The organism is Streptomyces sp. URMC 129 (assembly GCF_051386415.1).
Lineage (GTDB): Bacteria > Actinomycetota > Actinomycetes > Streptomycetales > Streptomycetaceae > Streptomyces.
The window spans coordinates 1-17,369 of sequence record NZ_JBPQTQ010000008.1; the positions used below are offsets into that span (position 1 = coordinate 1).

The window sequence follows — 17,369 nt, forward strand, 5'->3', positions numbered from 1 at the left end:
GGGTGTGGGGCGTCCTTGGGGGGCGCTGCCTCTCGCCGGGTGTCGCCGGTCCGGGCGGGGGGTACCCGGGGGGCTGCGAGGAGGCCGTCATGAACCGAGGACGCCGTCCGCGGACCGGGACCGAGCCGGTCACCGCCTACAGCGCGCTGCGCCTGCGGCTGCTGCTGTCCGGGATCTTCCTGCCGTTCTTCGCGGCCGTCACCGTCGTGCTCGCCGTCTGGTGGGCCGCCAGTGACTCCGGTGACCAGCCCAGTCCCGCCGAGCTGGGGCGGCTCACCGTCGGCTGTGCCGTGCTGACCGTGCTCGCCGCGATCGACCTCGTCGTCGTCCTGCGCCGCAGGCGCGCCCAGCGCGAGGGGCGGGAGCGGCTCGCGCCGCCGTCCTCGTAAGGGCGCCGTCAAGGGTGCCGTGCGTGGTGTCAGGGCCGCATCAAGGGCCGTGGCGGCGGCTGCCGCCGGGAGCTTTCGTGAGGGGGCAACGACACCCACCCCCCTTCAGGAGCACCCGATGGCCGATGCGGTCTTCGTCCTGGTCACCGTCGCGGGATTCGCGCTGGTGACTCTCGTCGCCCACGGGGTGACGAAGCTGTGACCGGCGAGAACGTCGCCGGGCTCTGCGTCGCCGGTCCACTGCTCGGCTATCTCGTCCTCGCGCTGCTCTTCCCCGAGAAATTCTGAGCGGCGGCGATGAACGAGACCACCGCCGACGTCCTCCAGATCTCGGCCCTGGTCGCGGCACTCGCGCTCGCGCACCGGCCGCTCGGGGACTACCTGGCCGCCGTCTACTCCTCGCGAAGACATCTCCGCGTCGAGCGATGGATCTACCGCGCCGTCGGCGCCGATCCGGACGCGGAGATGGGCTGGACGGCCTATCTGCGCGGCGTCCTCGCCTTCTCGGCGGCCGGCGTGCTGTTCCTCTACCTCTTCCTGCGGGTGCAGGACCGCCTCCCGCTGTCGCTCGGGTTCGCCGCGATCCCCCCGGACCAGGCGTTCAACACGGCGGTCTCGTTCGTGTCGAACACCAACTGGCAGTCCTACTCCGGCGAGGCGGCGATGGGCCACCTCGTGCAGGCCGGCGGGCTGGCGGTGCAGAACTTCCTCTCCGCCGCCGTGGGCCTGGCGGTCGCGATCGCGCTGGTGCGCGGCTTCGCCCGCGTCCGCACCGGCGAGCTGGGCAACTTCTGGGCCGACCTGGTCCGGGGCGTGGTGCGCGTCCTGCTGCCGGGCGCCGCGCTGGCGGCGGTCGCCCTGGTGGCCCTCGGCGTCGTGCAGAACTTCTCCGGCGGCACGGAGGTGCACACCCTCGGCGGCGCCACGCAGCACCTCACCGGCGGCCCGGTCGCCTCGCAGGAGGCGATCAAGAACCTGGGCACCAACGGCGGCGGCCCGTACAACGCCAACTCGGCCCACCCCTTCGAGAACCCCGACGGCCTCAGCAACCTCCTGGAGATCTTCCTCCTGCTGGTCATCCCCTTCTCGCTGCCCCGCACCTTCGGCCGGATGGCAGGCAGCGTGCGGCAGGGCTACGCCGTCGTCGCCGCCATGGCCGTCATCTGGCTGGCCGGTGTGGTCGCCGTCACCGTGGTCGAGCACCAGGCCCCCGGCTCGGCGTCACAGCTCGCGGGCGGCGGGATGGAGGGGAAGGAGCAGCGGTTCGGCGTCGGCGGCTCCTCGCTGTTCGCGGTCTCCACCACCATGACCTCGACCGGCTCGGTCAACTCCGCCCACGACTCCTTCCAGGGGCTGTCGGGCGGGGTGCTGATCTTCGGCATGCTCCTGGGTGAGATCGCCCCCGGCGGCGTCGGGTCGGGCCTGTACGGGATGCTGGTCATGGCCGTGATCGCCGTCTTCGTCGCCGGTCTGATGGTGGGCCGCACCCCCGAGTACCTGGGCAAGAAGATCGGCGCGCGCGAGATGAAGCTCGCCGCCTGCGCCATCCTCGTCACCCCCGCGCTGGTGCTGACGGGCACCGCCGTGGCCATGGCCCTGCCCGACGGCGAGGAGGCCATGACCAACGTCGGCCCGCACGGGTTCTCCGAGGTCCTGTACGCCTACGCGTCCGCCGCGAACAACAACGGCAGCGCCTTCGCCGGTCTCGGCGCCGACACCGGGTTCTTCAACACCACGCTCGGCGTCGTCATGCTGCTGGGCCGGTTCCTGCCCATGGTCTTCGTGCTGGCCCTGGCCGGATCGCTGGCCGGGCGGCGGCGCGTGCCCGTCACGGCGGGGACGCTGCGGACCCACCAGCCCCTGTTCAGCGGGCTGCTCGTGGCCACCACCGTGATCGTGGCGGGGCTGACGTTCCTGCCCGCCCTCTCCCTGGGCCCGCTCGCGGAAGGACTTCCGGCATGACCACCTCAGCCCCCGCCCGCCGGGAGGCCGGGCAGCGGCCGTCCCCCGGCCACCCGGGTCCCCGGGCGGGGTCCGCCCGGGTCGCGCACGGCCGGTTCGATCCGCGCCTGCTGTGGACGTCCCTGCCGGAGGCGCTGCGCAAGCTCCACCCCCGGGTGATGATCGCGTCCCCGGTGATGTTCGTCGTGGAGGTCGGCTCGGTGCTGACCACCGTGCTGGCCCTGACCGACCCCGGCGACTGGTTCGGCTGGACCATCGCGGCCTGGCTGTGGCTGACCGTGCTCTCGGCCAACCTCGCCGAGGCCGTCGCCGAGGGCCGCGGCCGGGCGCAGGCCGCCTCGCTGCGCCGGGCGCGCACCGACGCCGCCCGGCGGCTCACCCCGGAGGGCGCCGAGGAGCGGGTGCCGGGCACGGCGCTGCGCGTCGGCGACCTGGTGCTCTGCGAGGCCGGGGACACGATCCCGGGCGACGGCGACGTCGTGGACGGCATCGCGTCCGTGGACGAGTCCGCGATCACCGGCGAGTCCGCGCCGGTCATCCGCGAGTCCGGCGGCGACCGCTCCGCCGTCACCGGCGGTACCCGCGTACAGTCCGACCGGATCGTCGTCCGGATCACGGCCAGGCCGGGCGAGACCTTCCTGGACCGGATGATCTCCCTGGTCGAGGGCGCCTCCCGGCAGAAGACACCGAACGAGATCGCGCTCGACATCCTGCTCGCGAGCCTGACCCTCGTCTTCCTGCTCGCGGTGGCCACGCTCCAGCCGTTCGCCGCGCACGCGGGCGCCGAACAGCCGCTGGTCGTGCTGACCGCGCTGCTGGTCTGCCTCATCCCGACCACCATCGGCGCGCTGCTGTCCGCGATCGGCATCGCCGGGATGGACCGTCTCGTGCAGCGCAACGTGCTGGCCACCTCGGGCCGGGCCGTCGAGGCGGCGGGGGACGTGTCCACGCTGCTGCTCGACAAGACCGGCACCATCACGCACGGCGACCGGCAGGCGGCCGAGCTGCTGCCCGCGCCCGGCGTGACCGGGGCGGAGCTGGCGGAGGCGGCGCAGCTCTCCTCGCTCGCGGACCGGACGCCGGAGGGCCGTTCCCTCGTCGCCCTGGCCACCGGGCGGCACGGGTGCCCCGCCCTGGAGCGCTCCGGGGTGGCCGGGGTCGCGGTGTGGGTGCCGTTCTCGGCCAGGACCCGGATGTCCGGCGTGGACACCGCGGCCCGGCAGATCCGCAAGGGCGCGGTCACCGCGGTCGCCCGCTGGGTCACCGAGGGCGGTGGCACCGTCCCGGAGCCCACGCTGGCGGACGTGGAGTCCATCAGCGGGCGGGGCGGGACGCCGCTGCTCGTCGCGGAGCGGCGGGACGGCACGGCCAGGGTGCTGGGCGCCGTCCACCTCAAGGACGTCGTCAAGGACGGCGTCGCGGAGCGGTTCGGGGAACTGCGCCGGATGGGCATCAGGACCGTGATGATCACCGGCGACAACGCCAGGACGGCCGCCGTGATCGCGGCCGAGGCCGGGGTCGACGAGTTCCTCGCGGAGGCCACGCCCGAGGACAAGCTCGCCCTCATCAGGCGGGAGCAGGCCGGCGGCCGGCTGGTCGCCATGACCGGGGACGGGACGAACGACGCGCCCGCGCTGGCCCAGGCGGACGTGGGCGTCGCCATGAACACCGGGACCTCGGCCGCCAAGGAGGCCGGGAACATGGTGGATCTGGACTCCGACCCGGCCAAGCTGATCGACATCGTGCGGATCGGCAAGCAACTGCTCATCACGCGGGGGGCGCTGACCACCTTCTCGATCGCCAACGACGTCGCGAAGTACTTCGCGATCATCCCGGCGATGTTCGCCGCGGCCCACCCGGGCCTGGACCGCCTCAACGTCATGGGCCTGTCCTCGCCGGAGTCCGCGATCCTGTCGGCGGTCGTCTTCAACGCGCTGATCATCGTGGCACTGGTGCCGCTCGCCCTGCGCGGCGTCGCCTACCGGCCGATGTCCGCCGACCGGATACTCCGCCGCAACCTGGGCCTCTTCGGGGTCGGCGGCCTGGTCGTCCCGTTCGCCGGCATCAAGCTCATCGACCTGCTCCTCTCCCTCGTACCGGGTATCGGGTGATCGCCGTGTTCCTCCAGCTCCGCACGGTGGGGGCCGCCTGCCGGGCCCTGCTCGTCCTGACGGTCGTGACCGGCGTGCTCTATCCGCTCGCCGTCACGGGCGTCGCGCGGGCCGCGTTCGGCGGGAAGGCCGACGGCTCGCTGGTGGCCGCCGACGGCCGGGACGTCGGCTCCGAGCTGATCGGCCAGAGCTGGAACGGGCCCGACGGCCGGCCCGATCCGCGCTGGTTCCAGCCGCGGCCTTCCCCCAGCGGCTACGACCCGCTGGCCACCGGCGGGAGCCAGCTCGGCGCGAGCGACCCGACGCTGCTGGCGGCGGTCCGCGCGGCCAGGGAGGAGGTCGCCGCGTTCAACGGGGTCCCGGTGTCCGCGGTGCCGCCGGACGCCGTGACGGGCTCGGCCTCCGCCGTCGACCCGCACATCTCGCCCGCCTACGCCCGCCTCCAGACGGCGCGCGTCGCGGAGGCCAACGGGCTGCCGCGCGCCGCCGTGCAGCGGCTGGTCGAGGAGCACACCGAGGGGCGCGACCTCGGCTTCCTGGGCGCCGAGCGGGTCAACGTCCTGCTGCTGAACCTGGCCCTGCGCGAGCTGCCCGGCGCTACCGGGGGGTGAGGACGCCGACGAGGCGCGAGACGAGGAAGCGGCGGCGGTCCCCGGCCCCCCGGCAGCGGGCGTAGATGCCCGGCGCGTCCAGGGAGATGTCGTGGATGGTCAGCAGCTCCTTCTCGTCCTCGCACTCGATGGTCACCGGACGGTCGTTGTCGATCGCGTGGGCCAGCAGCCGGATCTCCGAGCGCGGCAGACCGGTGGCCAGGCCGGCCAGGACGCGTTCCGTCTCGGTGCGGACGGCGGCCAGCCGGACGGCCAGCAGGTCCAGCTCCCCGGCCTCGGGAAGCGACGCGCCGCCGTAGCGCCGCTGCGGCGGTACGGCCTTGGCGCGGGCGCGCTCCGGGCGCTCGACCCGCAGCGTGCCGTCGGCCGCCTCGGAGGTGGGGGCGTAGCCGTGGTCGCGCAGGGCGGCCAGCGTCTCGCTCACCGGGGTCCGGCTGACCAGGACCGTGGGCGCCAGCAGCCGCAGGCCGAGCCCGGCCAGCCTCCGGTGGTAGAGGATCTCGGTGATCAGCGCGGGCTCGGCCGCGTGGACGACGCAGGCGGCGGCCACCACCTGGAGGCGGCCGTGGCGGCGGGCGGCGTCCTTGATCAGGTAGCGCAACGGCTGCGGCAGCGGTCCTTCGGTGACGGCGGACAGGTCGGCCTCGATCGACTCGGCCGTGCCGCCCCCGTCCAGGGCGCGGCGGACGCTCGCGGGCGTGAACCGCCACACCGAGGCCGCGCCGCGCGCCTCCCGGTCGGCCACGGAGTTCAGCAGCCGCTCCAGTCCGGCCGCGGGCGCGCCGGGGACGACGGCGGTCAGGTCGCCGCCGATCCGGGCCCGTTCGGTGGCGGCGGGCAGCAGCCGCAGCGCCGCCTCCGTGAGGCGTTCCTCGTCGCCGGAGCGCAGGGCCGCGCCGAGCGGGGACAGCGTGCCCCGGGCCAGCACGCCGAGCATGGCGGCCTCGCGCAGCAGGGTGGCGAACGGCGGGCTGTCCTCGTCCAGCCGCCGGGCCATCGGGCGGTGCCAGGCGACGGCCGCGCCGAACGCCGTCAGGTCCCGCGCGCCCTGGCCCGCCGGGAGCCGGGCGGCGGTGGCGAGCAGCGCGCGGCGGGCGGCCAGCCGGTCGTTGCGCGGCGGCACCCCGTCGATCAGGGCGGGCAGCACCCGGCCCTCGGCGTCGCGCGACCGGGTCGGGGAGCCCGCGAGGGACCACCAGGCGCGGAGCAGGGCTGCCACGCGGAACGCCGGGTCGCGCTCCACCCACTGGTCGTAGGCGTCGGTCACCGGGAAACGGTCGCCGTCGCGGGCCAGCAGCCCCGCCGCCCAGGCGGTCTCCAGCACCAGCCGCACCTCGGTCTCGCCGCACTGCGCCGCCGTGCCCAGCCGGGCCAGCTCGCGGGAGCCGACGCCGCCGGTCCGCAGCCGGGCCGGGGGTTCGGCCGCGCAGGCCGCCAGGACGGCCGCCGCCTGGCCCGCGAAGGCGTAGGCCGCCGCGGCGGCCTCGTCGGCGACGGCCCGCTCGGTGACCGGCGTCAGGGGCGGAACGGGCGGGACGGGGGCGAACGGCGCGCGCCACTCCCTCCCGCGCAGCGCGAGCGCCACCTCGGCGGGCATCCGGGCGGGCCCGTAGCCGTACCGGGCGCGGACCAGCAGGGCGCGGTCGAGCGCCCACCGCAGGGCCGGGGCCGGCGCCGTCTCGCGCTCCTCGGAGACGGCCCGGCTGTGCCTGGCCAGCAGCTCGCGCGTCTCCCCGGGCGCCGCCGCGGCGAGCGCGGCCACCCGGTCGCGGTCGCCGTGGTGGTCCAGCAGCGCCGCCAGCCGCTCGTCCCGGGTGGCGGGCGGGGTGACGCCCAGGGCCGTCAGGACCGCGTGCAGGTCCTCGGTGCTCTTCTCGGCCATCAGGTGCCGCAGCCCGCGCCCGAGGCCCAGCGGCGTCGGCCACGTCTCGCGCAGGATGTCGGCCATGTGCAGGTGCCCGTCCTCGTCGGGCCAGGCCAGCGCGTACTGGGTCAGCTCGGTCAGTGCCGTGTCGACGCCGGGGCCCGGGTCACCGAGCAGGGTGGTGAGCCGGTCCCGGGGGACACCCTGCTCCGGGGGCGAGAGGGCGGTGAGCGCGGCGAGCGCCTCGGCGGCCTGGAAGCAGCGCAGCGGGAGCCTGGCCAGGGCCCGCGCCACCGACTTCTGCTCGGAGAGCCGGCCCGCCAGCTCCGGCAGGCTCTGCGGGCAGGGGTGGCGCGCGACGTCGGGGCGGGCGGCGAGGAGGTCGCGCAGCCGCCCGGCGTCGAGCCGGTGCAACCAGGCGGCCAGCGGGGACTCTGCGGTGATTGGGATCACCCCATCTGTGCGACGGTCCGGAGACTGACAGTCACCGTATCGCTCCGGTCCGCGTGCGGGGCACCGTTGCACAGAAACCCCTGGGTCTGTGAATCGGATTTCCATACGAGACCCTGATGCCTGTGCGGCTGGGGCGGCCGGACGTTTCCCGGCGGGCGGATGAGAATGGACCCATGGCACGCCGCGGCAGACTCCGGATCTACCTGGGCGCGGCCCCCGGTGTCGGCAAGACGTACGCCATGCTCTCCGAGGCACACCGCAGGGCCGAGCGCGGGGCCGATCTCGTCGTCGCGCTCGTCGAGCACCACGACCGGCCGCGCACCCGGGCGCTGCTGCACGGCCTGGAGCAGGTGCCGCGCCGCGAGATCCGCCACCGCGACGGCGTCTTCACCGAGATGGACACCGACGCCGTGCTGCTCCGGGCCCCGAAGGTGGCGCTCGTGGACGAGCTGGCCCACACCAACGTGCCCGGCTCGCGGAACGAGAAGCGCTGGCAGGACATCGACGAGCTGCTCGACGCGGGCATCGACGTCATCTCCACCGTCAACATCCAGCACCTGGAGTCGCTGGGCGACGTGGTCGAGGCCATCACCGGCGTCCGGCAGCGGGAGACCGTGCCCGACGAGGTGGTCCGGCGGGCCGACCAGATCGAGCTGGTCGACATGGCCCCCGAGGCGCTGCGCCGCCGCATGGCGCACGGCAACATCTATGCCCCGGACAAGGTCGACGCGGCGCTCTCCCGCTACTTCCGGCCCGGCAACCTGACCGCCCTGCGCGAGCTGGCCCTGCTGTGGACGGCGGACCGCGTGGACGCGTACCTGCGCCGCTACCGCAGCGAGCACGGCATCCGCTCCGCCTGGCACGCCCGCGAACGCATCGTCGTCGGCCTCACCGGCGGCCCCGAGGGCAGCACCCTCATCCGCCGGGCCGCGCGGATGGCCGCCAAGAGCTCCGGCAGCGAGATCCTCGCCGTCTACATATCCCGCGCCGACGGCCTCACCTCCGCCTCGCCGCGCGAGCTGGCGGCCCAGCGCTCCCTGGTGCAGCAGCTCGGCGGGACCTTCCACCACGTGATAGGCGACGACATCCCCCGCGCGCTCCTGGACTTCGCCCGCGGCGTCAACGCCAGCCAGATCGTCCTGGGCTCCAGCCGCCGCAAGAGCTGGCAGTACGTCCTCGGGCCGGGCGTCGGCGCCACCGTGGCCCGCGAATCGGGCCCCGACCTCGACGTCCACATCGTGACCCACGACGAGGTGGCCAAGGGCCGGGGCCTGCCCGCCGCGCACGGCGCCCGGCTGGGCCGCGCCCGCACCGCCGGCGGCTGGATCGCCGGGCTGGCCGGCCCGCCGCTGCTGGCCTGGGCGCTGACCGGACCGGCCACCGGCGCCGAGTTCGCCAGCGACGTCCTCCTCTTCCTCTCCGTCGCCGTCCTCGCCGCCCTGACCGGGGGCCTGCTGCCCGGCCTGGTCGCCGCGGCCTCCGGGACGCTGCTGCTCAACTACTACTTCGCCCGGCCGACGCGCCAGTGGGCCATCGCCGAGGGCCACAACATCGTCGCCATCGTCGCCTTCTTCGCGATCGCCGTCGCCGTCGCGGGCGTCGTGGACCGCTCCGCCCGCCGCACCCAGCAGGCCGCGCGGCTGCGCGCGGAGTCCGAGACCCTGACGCTGCTCGCCGACAGCGTGCTGCGCGGCGAGGACTCCCTCGACGCGCTGCTGGCCCGAGCCCGGGAGACGTTCGGCATGGAGACCGCCGCGCTGCTGGAGCGGGACGGCGAGCGCGGGCGGTGGAGCTGCGTGCGCAGCGTGTCCGTCGTGCCCGGGGCGAAGCCGGTCAACGCGCCGGACGACGCGGACGTGGACGTGCCCGTCGGCGAGGGCGCGATGCTGGCGCTGTCCGGGCGGGTGCTGCCCGCCGAGGACCGCCGCGTCCTCACCGCCTTCGCCGCCCACGCCGCCGCCATCCTGGACCGGGAGCGGCTGCGGGACGAGGCGGGCCGCGCGCACAAGCTGGCCGAGGGCAACCGGATCCGCACCGCGCTGCTGGCCGCCGTCTCGCACGACCTGCGCACCCCGCTGGCCGCGATCAAGGCGAGCGTGTCGTCGCTGCGCTCGGACGACGTGGCCTGGTCGGAGGAGGACGAGGCGGACCTGCTGGAGAGCATCGAGCAGGGCGCGGACCGGCTCGACCAGCTCGTGGGGAACCTGCTGGACGCCTCGCGTCTCCAGACCGGCACCGTCCGGCCGCTGATCCGGGCGATCGACCTCGACGAGGTGGTGCCCAGGGCGCTGGGCGGCGTGCCGGAGGCGGGCGTCGAACTGGACGTCCCCGAGTCGCTGCCGTTCGTCGCCGCCGACCCCGGGCTGCTGGAGCGCGTGGTCGCCAACGTCGTGGAGAACGCCGTCAAGTACAGTCCGCGCGGGCTGCCCGTGCGGGTCCGGGCCAGCGCGCTGGGCGGCCGGGTCGAGCTGCGGGTCGTGGACCGCGGACCCGGCGTTCCCGACAGCGACAAGGAGCGGATCTTCGAGCCGTTCCAGCGGTACGGCGACACCCCGCGGGGCAACGGCGTCGGGCTCGGGCTCGCCGTCGCCCGCGGCTTCGCCGAGGCGATGGACGGCACGCTCGACGCCGAGGACACGCCCGGCGGCGGGCTGACGATGGTGCTCACGCTCCCGGCGGCCGACGCGGGCGCGGGCGTGGGCGCGGGCCCAGTGGCGGTGGAGGAAGAGAGGGCGGCCCATGCACCGGGTGCTCGTGGTCGATGACGAACCGCAGATCCTGCGGGCGCTCGTCATCAATCTGAAGGCGCGCAAGTACGAGGTGGACACGGCGACCGACGGCGCCTCGGCGCTGCGGCTGGCCGCCGACCGCCACCCGGACGTGGTCATCCTCGACCTCGGCCTGCCCGACATGGACGGCGTGCAGGTCATCGGCGGCATCCGCGGCTGGACCCGCGTGCCGATCATCGTGCTGTCGGCCCGGCACACGTCGGACGAGAAGGTGGAGGCCCTGGACGCGGGCGCCGACGACTACGTCACCAAGCCGTTCGGGATGGACGAGCTGCTGGCCCGGCTGCGGGCGGCGGTGCGGCGGGCCGAGCCCGGCGCGGGCGGGGAGGAGGCGGTCGTGGAGACCGACGGCTTCACCGTCGACCTGGCGGCGAAGAAGGTCCACCGCGAGGGCCGGGACGTCCGGCTGACCCCGACCGAGTGGCACCTGCTGGAGGTGCTGATCCGCAACGCGGGCCGCCTGGTGGGCCAGAAACAGCTCCTGCAGGAGGTGTGGGGGCCGTCGTACGGGACGGAGACGAACTACCTGCGCGTCTACATGGCGCAGCTCCGCCGCAAGCTGGAGGCGGATCCGTCCGCCCCGCGCCACTTGATCACCGAACCCGGCATGGGCTACCGCTTCGAACGGTGACCGTTACGCTGATGGCATGAGAGCGGGTGCGGACGCGGACGCGGAGAGCGGTGCGGGGACCGGGCGGCGCGGCGGCCGGTTGCGGCGGCTGCTGGGGCGTTCCGGATCCAACGGGGCCGCCGGGCCGGACGACGGCGGGGACCTGGCCGCCGCGGCCGGGCCGACGGACGCCGGGTGCACGCGGATCGGCGACTGTGGCGAACGGCCCGAGGGGCGGCCCGTGGTGCGTGTGACGGGTACGCTGCGCTCGGTGACGGAACGCACCGTGGCCGGGATGCCCGCCCTCCAGGCCGAGCTGGACGACGGCTCGGCGTCGCTCGACGTGGTCTGGCTGGGCAGGCGCGCGATCGCCGGCATAGAGCCGGGCCGTGCGCTGGTGGCCTCCGGGCGCATCGCGATGACACACGGCCGGCCGGTGCTGTTCAATCCCCGATACGAGCTGCAACCCCGTGGACAGGAGTAGCCGGGTGACCACATCCGACAGGTCCGAGAGGTCCGACAGAGAGATCGCCGAGCAGGTGGCGGACGAGGCCGCGACGAAGGCGGCGTTCTTCGAGGCGTTCGGCGGCGTCCGGGGCATGGTGGAGACCACGGTGCCCGGGCTCGTCTTCGTGCTCAGCTTCACGATCAACCGGAACATCAACGTCTCGGCCATCGCCGCGCTGAGCATCTCCGCGGTGCTGGCCGTGGCCCGGCTGGCCAGGCGGGACACCCTGAAGCACGCCCTGGGCGGCGTCTTCGGGGTGGCCTTCGGCGCGGCCTTCGCGATGATGTCGGGGGATGCGAAGAACTTCTACCTGCCCGGCATGCTGTACACGCTGGTGCTGGGCGTGGCGTACGTGGTGACGTCGCTGGCGGGGGTCCCGCTGCTGGGCGTGATCCTGGGGCCGGTCTTCCGGGAGAACCTGTCGTGGCGGACGCGGAACCCGGGGCGCAAGCGGGCGTACACCAGGGCCAGCTATGTGTGGGGCGGGATCCTGCTGGCGAAGTCGGCGATCACGTTCCCCATCTACTTCTGGGGTGACGCGACGCAGCTCGGCTGGCTGCGGGTGGCGCTGGGCATTCCGCCGTTCCTGGTGGCCGTGTACTGCACGTGGATCATCCTGGTGAAGGCGCCCGCGCCGATCGATGTGATCGCGGAGTGGGAGGCCGAGGAAGCCGCGGCGGAAGCGGCGGAGGCGGCGGAGGCCGCGAAGGCGGCCCCACCCCGCTGACCCCCTGCGGCCGGGTTTTTCCCCACCCACCAAACCCCCCGGGGTGCTGGGGGGTGCCGCGACGTTGGCGGGCACCGCCCCGGAGACGCCCTCGGGTGTCCCGTCGACATCGCGCCGGACCGTCTTCGTAACACCTGGGGATCCCCCGGACGGAGTCCGGGAAGCCCCCGTGGTTCCGGCCGGTTCATGAGCTGCCCGCAAGGGGCGCCCGAGGGCGATCGGCGGCCATCCGCCCTCCACAACGCACCCGGCCGGACGAAGAACGTCCCGTCGGAGTCAGCGGGGCATCACGGTGGGACACGAGGGTCCTCGACCACCCGGCACGCGTGTCACCAGCGTCCCGAGACCACAGTCCACAGCGCGTTGCGGAACCGCCGGACGGCTGTCGGCCGACCCCCGGAACGCCCTTGCGGGCAGGCCATAGGCCAGACCGGACCAGGGCAAAGGCGCTCGGTCGCGGCTGCCGAGCACCGGCCGTAACCGTGCCTCTCCAGTCTTCTGCAACGCGCTTCAGCCTTTCGTGTTGCGGGGGGACAGGAGTTCCTCCAGCTGGGCCTCGCGGGCCGGGGCGGCCACGAAGAGGAGTTCGTCGCCTGCCGCCAGGGCGTCGTCGGGGTCGGGGATCAGGACCCGGGCGCCCCTGATGATCGTCACCAGGGCCGTGTCCTGGGGCCAGGCGACCTCGCCGACGCGGGTGCCGACCAGGGTGGCGCCCTCGGGGAGGGTCAGTTCGACCAGGTTCGCCTCGCCCTGGCTGAAGCGGAGCAGGCGGACCAGGTCGCCGACGCTCACCGCCTCCTCCACGAGTGCCGACATCAGGCGCGGCGTGGAGACCGCGACGTCCACGCCCCAGGCGTCGTTGAACAGCCACTCGTTCTTCGGGTTGTTCACCCGCGCCACCACGCGCGGCACGCCGTACTCGGTCTTCGCCAGCAGCGACACCACCAGGTTCACCTTGTCGTCGCCGCTCGCCGCGATCACCACCTGGCAGCGTTCCAGCGCGGCCTCGTCCAGCGTCGTGATCTCGCAGGCGTCCGCCAGCAGCCACTCCGCCTCCGGGACCCGCGTGACCGACACCGCCTGGGGCGACTTGTCGATCAGCAGCACCTCGTGACCGTTCTCCAGCAGTTCCGCCGCGATCGAACGCCCCACCGCGCCGGCGCCCGCGATGACGACCCTCATGCCGGGGCCTCCGGTCCCAGCAGGCACGCGGCCTCCACCTCGGCCACCCGGTCGCTGTACATCATCACGTGCACGAGGTCGCCCTCCTGGAGCACCGTCCGCCGGTCCGGCAGGGTCGGCTCGCCCATCCGTGTGAGGAAGGCGACCCGCACGCCCGTCCGTTCCTGGAACGCGCTCACCCGGTGGCCCACCCACGCGGGCGTGACGTGCACCTCGGAGAGCTGCACCCCGCCGGTCGGGTCCCGCCACAGCGGCTCGGCGCCCGCCGGGAGCAGGCGGCGCAGCATCTGGTCGGCGGTCCAGCGGACGGTGGCGACCGTGGGGATGCCGAAGCGCTCGTACACCTCGGCGCGGCGGGAGTCGTAGATGCGGGCCGTCACGTTCTCGACGCCGAACACCTCGCGGGCCACCCGGGCCGCGATGATGTTGGAGTTGTCCCCGCTGCTCACCGCCGCGAAGGCACCCGCGTCCGCGAGACCGGCCTCGGTGAGCGTGTCCCGGTCGAAGCCGAGTCCGGTCACCCGCCGGCCGCCGAAGCGGGAGCCGAGCCGGCGGAAGGCCGTGGGGTCCTGGTCGATGACCGCGACCGAGTGGCCCCGCTCCTCCAGGTTCTGCGCCAGGGTCGCGCCGACCCGGCCGCAGCCCATGATCACGATGTGCATAGCTCTCCTCCGCGCGGGACCACGCTATACGGTGATCGCATGGATGGCACCAAACGCCTGCTGCTCGGGCGGGCGCTGCGCAGCGACACTCTGCACGAGACATTGCTGCGCAAGCGGATCGCGCTGCCGGTGTTCGCCTCCGACCCGCTGTCCTCCGTGGCCTACGCGCCGGGCGAGGTGCTGCTCATCCTCTCCATCGCCGGGCTGTCGGCCTACCACCACAGCGTGTGGATCACGGCGGCCGTCGTGGTTCTCATGATCACTGTGGTCGCCTCCTACCGGCAGACCGTGCAGGCGTACCCGGGCGGCGGTGGCGCCTACGAGGTCGTCTCCAGCAATTTCGGGCGCCGGGCCGGGATCACCGTCGGCAGCGCGCTGCTGGTGGACTACGTGCTGACCGTCGCCGTCTCGGTCTCCGCCGGGGTCGACAACCTCGGCTCTGCGGCGCACTTCGTGGAGCGCAACGAGGTGCTGTGCGCGCTCGCCGTCATCGCCGTGCTGATGCTGATGAACCTGCGCGGCGTGAAGGAGTCCGGCACCCTCTTCGCCATCCCCACCTACGCGTTCGTCATAGGCGTGCTCGGGACGGTGGCCTGGGGCGGCTTCCGGGCCCTCGTGCTGGACGACACGATGCGTGCGCCGACCGCCGACTACGACATCGTTCCCGAGCAGACCGGCCTGGCCGGGTTCGCCCTGGCCTTCCTGCTGCTGCGCGCGTTCTCCTCCGGCTGCGCCGCGCTCACCGGGGTGGAGGCCATCAGCAACGGCGTGCCCGCCTTCCGCGAGCCGAAGGGGCGCAACGCCGCGGGCACGCTGGCGCTGATGGGCGCGCTGGCGGCCACCATGTTCCTCGGCGTGATGACGCTCGCCCTCCACACCGACGTGCGCCTGGCCGAGGACCCCGCCCGGGACCTGCTGATCGGCGGTGTGCCGGCGGGCCCCGGATACCACCAGGACCCGGTGATCGCCCAGGTCGGGGCGGCGGTCTTCGGCTCCGGCTCGGTCGCGTTCCTCTTCCTCGCCACGGCGACCGCCCTCATCCTCTTCCTGGCCGCCAACACCGCCTACAACGGTTTCCCGGTGCTCGGCTCGATCCTCGCCCAGGACCGGTACCTGCCCCGGCAGCTCCACACCCGCGGCGACCGGCTCGCCTTCAGCAACGGCATCGTCTTCCTGACCGTCCTCGCCGCGCTGCTCGTCGTCGCCTTCGACGCCGACGTCAACCGGCTCATCCAGCTCTACATCGTCGGCGTCTTCGTCTCCTTCACCTTCAGCCAGAGCGGCATGGTCCGGCACTGGAACCGCCTGCTCGGCCAGGAGCGCGACCCGGCGGCCCGCCGCCGTATGCACCGCGCCCGCGCCCTCAACGGCTTCGGCGCGGCGCTGTGCGTCGTCGTGCTGGTGATCGTGCTGCTCACCAAGTTCGGCCACGGCGCCTGGGTGTCGCTCGTCGGCATGGCGATCTTCTACGCGGTGATGACCGGGATCAGGCGGCACTACGACCGGGTGGCCGCCGAACTGGCGCTGGACGTGCCGGAGGAGGAGCTGGACGTGCGGCCCTCCCAGGTGCACGCCGTCGTGCTGGTCTCCAAGATCCACAAGCCGACGCTGCGCGCCCTGTCGTATGCCAAACTGCTCCGCTCCGACAGCCTCGTCGCCGTCACCATCGCGGTGGACCCGGTGGAGGCGGCGGAGCTGAAGGCCGAGTGGCGGCACCGGCACATCGACGTGCCGCTGAAGGTCCTCGACGCGCCCTACCGGGAGATCACCCAGCCGTTCATCCGCTTCGTGAAGAAGCTCCGCAAGGCCCACCCGCACGACGTGGTGAGCGTGATCATCCCCGAGTACGTGGTCGGCCACTGGTACGAGGCGATCCTGCACAACCAGAGCGCGCTGCGGCTCAAGGCCCGGCTGCTGCTCACCCCGGGCGTGACCGTCACCTCGGTGCCCTGGCAGCTCGACTCCGCCGAGGCCGCCCGCGAACGGGCCCGGCGGCAGCACCACCCGCTCAACGCCCCGGGGGCCGTCCGGCGGGGGGCGGGGGAGCGGGACCGGCGGCCGTAGACTGGACCGTCCCCCACTTCCGGATACCCGACTGGAGTCCTCCGTCATGCCCACCGCACACTCCTCGTCCACGGCGGCCTCCCTGGTGGGCCACGAGTACGAGGTCGAGGTCGGCCCGGTGGCGCACGGCGGGCACTGCGTCGCCCGCACCGCCGAGGGGCGGGTGCTGTTCGTCCGCCACACGCTGCCCGGCGAGCGGGTCGTCGCCCGCGTCACCGAGGGCCGGGACGACTCCCGCTTCCTGCGCGCCGACGCGGTGACCGTGCTGACCGCCTCGAAGGACCGGATCCCGGCGCCCTGCCCGTTCTCCGGGCCGGGGAAGTGCGGCGGCTGCGACTGGCAGCACGTCAAGCCGGGGGCGCAGCGGCGGCTGAAGGCCGAGGTGCTGACCGAGCAGTTGCGGGCGCTGGCCGGGCTGACCCCGGAGGAGGCCGGCTGGGACGGCACGGTGGAGCCGGCGCCCGGCGACAAGGTGGTGCCCGGCGAGGTGCCCGCCTGGCGCACCCGCGTGCAGTACGCGGTGGACGACGACGGCCGCGCCGGGCTGCGGCGGCACCGGTCGCACGAGGTGGAGCCCGTCGACCACTGCCTGATCGCCGCCGAGGGCGTCAGCGAGCTGGGCGTCGAGCACCGCCGCTGGCCGGGGATCGCGACGGTGGAGGCGATCGCCGCCACCGGCTCCAGCGACCGCATGGCGATCCTCACCCCGCGCCCCGGCGCCCGGCTGCCGCTGGTGGAGCTGGACCGGCCGGTGTCGGTGATGCGGGCCGAGGGGGAGCGCGGGCGCGGCGGCGAGCACCCGGTGCACCGGGTCCACGGGCGGGCGTTCGTCCGGGAGCGGGCCGACGGCCGCACCTGGCGGGTGAGCGGCGGCGGGTTCTGGCAGAGCCACCGCGAGGCCGCCGGGGTGCTGGTGGACGCGGTGATGCGGGGGCTGACGCCGCGCAAGGGCGAGACGGCGCTCGACCTGTACTGCGGCGCGGGCCTCTTCGCCGGGGCGCTGGCCGACCGGATGGGGGAGCGCGGGGCGGTGCTCGGTATCGAGGCGTCCAAGCGCGCCGTGGAGGACGCCCGCCACAACCTGGCGGACTTCCCCCGGGTCCGCGTCGAGCAGGGCACGGTGGCGCGGGTGCTGCCGAGGACCGGCATCACGGAGGCGGACCTCGTGGTCCTCGACCCGCCCCGGGCGGGCGCGGGCGAGGAGGTCGTGCGCCAGGTGGCCGGGCTGAACGCGCGCCGGATCGCGTACGTCGCCTGCGACCCGGCGGCCCTCGCCCGCGACCTGGCCCACTTCCGGGCGGCGGGGTACGCGCCGCGCTTCCTGCGGGCGTTCGACCTCTTCCCGATGACCCAGCACATGGAGTGCGTGGCGATCCTCCAGCCGGTGGACCGGGCGGCCACCGCGCGGTAACCCGGCCGTGATGGACCGTCGGTAGG

14 protein-coding genes are annotated in these 17,369 nt (G+C 74.3%); 11 read left to right on the forward strand and 3 right to left on the reverse strand.

The window, feature by feature from the left end:
- The first annotated feature begins 89 nt into the window (after positions 1-89).
- The 5 genes from ACSNOC_RS03110 (at position 90) to kdpC (ending at position 5,073) form a co-directional block, all read left to right on the forward strand.
- Complete coding sequence (locus tag ACSNOC_RS03110) at positions 90-389, forward strand: DUF6343 family protein (RefSeq protein ID WP_436745640.1); 300 nt, start codon at positions 90-92, stop codon at positions 387-389.
- A gap of 198 nt (positions 390-587) precedes the next feature.
- On the forward strand, positions 588-677 hold the full coding sequence (locus ACSNOC_RS03115) for a potassium-transporting ATPase subunit F (RefSeq protein ID WP_436745641.1): 90 nt from the start codon (positions 588-590) through the stop codon (positions 675-677).
- Positions 678-686: 9 nt separating this feature from the next.
- Positions 687-2,351, forward strand: coding sequence for a potassium-transporting ATPase subunit KdpA (kdpA, locus tag ACSNOC_RS03120; RefSeq protein WP_436745642.1), 1,665 nt, complete (start codon positions 687-689; stop codon positions 2,349-2,351).
- Positions 2,348-4,462 carry a potassium-transporting ATPase subunit KdpB gene (gene kdpB, locus ACSNOC_RS03125; protein ID WP_436745643.1) on the forward strand — a complete coding sequence of 705 codons (2,115 nt, stop codon included), beginning with the start codon at positions 2,348-2,350 and terminating at the stop codon, positions 4,460-4,462. The genes kdpA and kdpB overlap by 4 nt, the downstream gene beginning before the upstream one ends.
- Positions 4,459-5,073 (forward strand): potassium-transporting ATPase subunit KdpC, encoded by a 615-nt coding sequence (gene kdpC, locus ACSNOC_RS03130; RefSeq protein WP_436745644.1) that lies wholly within the window; start codon positions 4,459-4,461, stop codon positions 5,071-5,073. Before kdpB ends, kdpC begins: the two co-directional genes overlap by 4 nt.
- Here kdpC and ACSNOC_RS03135 read toward each other — a convergent pair.
- Positions 5,060-7,390, reverse strand: coding sequence for a helicase-associated domain-containing protein (locus ACSNOC_RS03135; RefSeq protein WP_436745645.1), 2,331 nt, complete (start codon positions 7,388-7,390; stop codon positions 5,060-5,062). The two genes, kdpC and ACSNOC_RS03135, sit on opposite strands and share 14 nt — an antisense overlap.
- A gap of 173 nt (positions 7,391-7,563) precedes the next feature.
- Here ACSNOC_RS03135 and ACSNOC_RS03140 point away from each other — a divergent pair, with 173 nt between their 5' ends.
- Genes ACSNOC_RS03140 through ACSNOC_RS03155 form a run of 4 tightly spaced genes read left to right on the forward strand, consistent with a single transcriptional unit; the run spans position 7,564 to position 12,024 of the window.
- Positions 7,564-10,155, forward strand: a complete 2,592-nt coding sequence (locus tag ACSNOC_RS03140) for an ATP-binding protein (RefSeq protein ID WP_436745646.1) — start codon at positions 7,564-7,566, stop codon at positions 10,153-10,155.
- On the forward strand, positions 10,130-10,810 hold the full coding sequence (locus tag ACSNOC_RS03145) for a response regulator (protein ID WP_436745647.1): 681 nt from the start codon (positions 10,130-10,132) through the stop codon (positions 10,808-10,810). Before ACSNOC_RS03140 ends, ACSNOC_RS03145 begins: the two co-directional genes overlap by 26 nt.
- A 16-nt stretch (positions 10,811-10,826) precedes the next feature.
- The gene (locus tag ACSNOC_RS03150; protein ID WP_436745648.1) at positions 10,827-11,273 is read left to right on the forward strand and encodes an OB-fold nucleic acid binding domain-containing protein; all 447 of its coding nucleotides are present in this window, start codon (positions 10,827-10,829) and stop codon (positions 11,271-11,273) included.
- A 43-nt stretch (positions 11,274-11,316) separates the two neighbouring features.
- On the forward strand, positions 11,317-12,024 hold the full coding sequence (locus ACSNOC_RS03155; protein ID WP_436745695.1) for a DUF3159 domain-containing protein: 708 nt from the start codon (positions 11,317-11,319) through the stop codon (positions 12,022-12,024).
- Between the two features lie 510 nt (positions 12,025-12,534).
- On the opposite strand, the gene ACSNOC_RS03160 is transcribed toward ACSNOC_RS03155, so the two are convergent.
- Both ACSNOC_RS03160 and ACSNOC_RS03165 read right to left on the reverse strand, forming a co-directional pair.
- Positions 12,535-13,206: a potassium channel family protein gene (locus ACSNOC_RS03160; protein WP_436745649.1), complete on the reverse strand. Its 672-nt coding sequence runs from the start codon at positions 13,204-13,206 to the stop codon at positions 12,535-12,537.
- Positions 13,203-13,868, reverse strand: coding sequence for a potassium channel family protein (locus tag ACSNOC_RS03165; protein WP_436745650.1), 666 nt, complete (start codon positions 13,866-13,868; stop codon positions 13,203-13,205). Before ACSNOC_RS03165 ends, ACSNOC_RS03160 begins: the two co-directional genes overlap by 4 nt.
- 39 nt (positions 13,869-13,907) lie before the next feature.
- Here ACSNOC_RS03165 and ACSNOC_RS03170 point away from each other — a divergent pair, with 39 nt between their 5' ends.
- Together ACSNOC_RS03170 and ACSNOC_RS03175 are read left to right on the forward strand one after the other, a co-directional pair.
- Positions 13,908-15,932 (forward strand): APC family permease, encoded by a 2,025-nt coding sequence (locus ACSNOC_RS03170; RefSeq protein WP_436745651.1) that lies wholly within the window; start codon positions 13,908-13,910, stop codon positions 15,930-15,932.
- A 46-nt stretch (positions 15,933-15,978) separates the two neighbouring features.
- Positions 15,979-17,343: a class I SAM-dependent RNA methyltransferase gene (locus ACSNOC_RS03175; protein ID WP_436745652.1), complete on the forward strand. Its 1,365-nt coding sequence runs from the start codon at positions 15,979-15,981 to the stop codon at positions 17,341-17,343.
- The last annotated feature ends 26 nt before the right edge of the window (positions 17,344-17,369 follow it).

Excerpts from the sequence above, each read along its gene's own strand:
- ACSNOC_RS03160 (WP_436745649.1), bottom strand. The coding sequence starts at position 13,206 with ATGAGGGTCGTCATCGCGGGCGCCGGCGCGGTGGGGCGTTCGATCGCG.
- ACSNOC_RS03145 (WP_436745647.1), top strand. The coding sequence starts at position 10,130 with ATGCACCGGGTGCTCGTGGTCGATGACGAACCGCAGATCCTGCGGGCG.
- ACSNOC_RS03175 (WP_436745652.1), top strand. The coding sequence starts at position 15,979 with ATGCCCACCGCACACTCCTCGTCCACGGCGGCCTCCCTGGTGGGCCAC.
- ACSNOC_RS03165 (WP_436745650.1), bottom strand. The coding sequence starts at position 13,868 with ATGCACATCGTGATCATGGGCTGCGGCCGGGTCGGCGCGACCCTGGCG.
- ACSNOC_RS03140 (WP_436745646.1), top strand. The coding sequence starts at position 7,564 with ATGGCACGCCGCGGCAGACTCCGGATCTACCTGGGCGCGGCCCCCGGT.
- ACSNOC_RS03150 (WP_436745648.1), top strand. The coding sequence starts at position 10,827 with ATGAGAGCGGGTGCGGACGCGGACGCGGAGAGCGGTGCGGGGACCGGG.
- kdpB (WP_436745643.1), top strand. The coding sequence starts at position 2,348 with ATGACCACCTCAGCCCCCGCCCGCCGGGAGGCCGGGCAGCGGCCGTCC.
- ACSNOC_RS03110 (WP_436745640.1), top strand. The coding sequence starts at position 90 with ATGAACCGAGGACGCCGTCCGCGGACCGGGACCGAGCCGGTCACCGCC.
- kdpA (WP_436745642.1), top strand. The coding sequence starts at position 687 with ATGAACGAGACCACCGCCGACGTCCTCCAGATCTCGGCCCTGGTCGCG.
- ACSNOC_RS03170 (WP_436745651.1), top strand. The coding sequence starts at position 13,908 with ATGGATGGCACCAAACGCCTGCTGCTCGGGCGGGCGCTGCGCAGCGAC.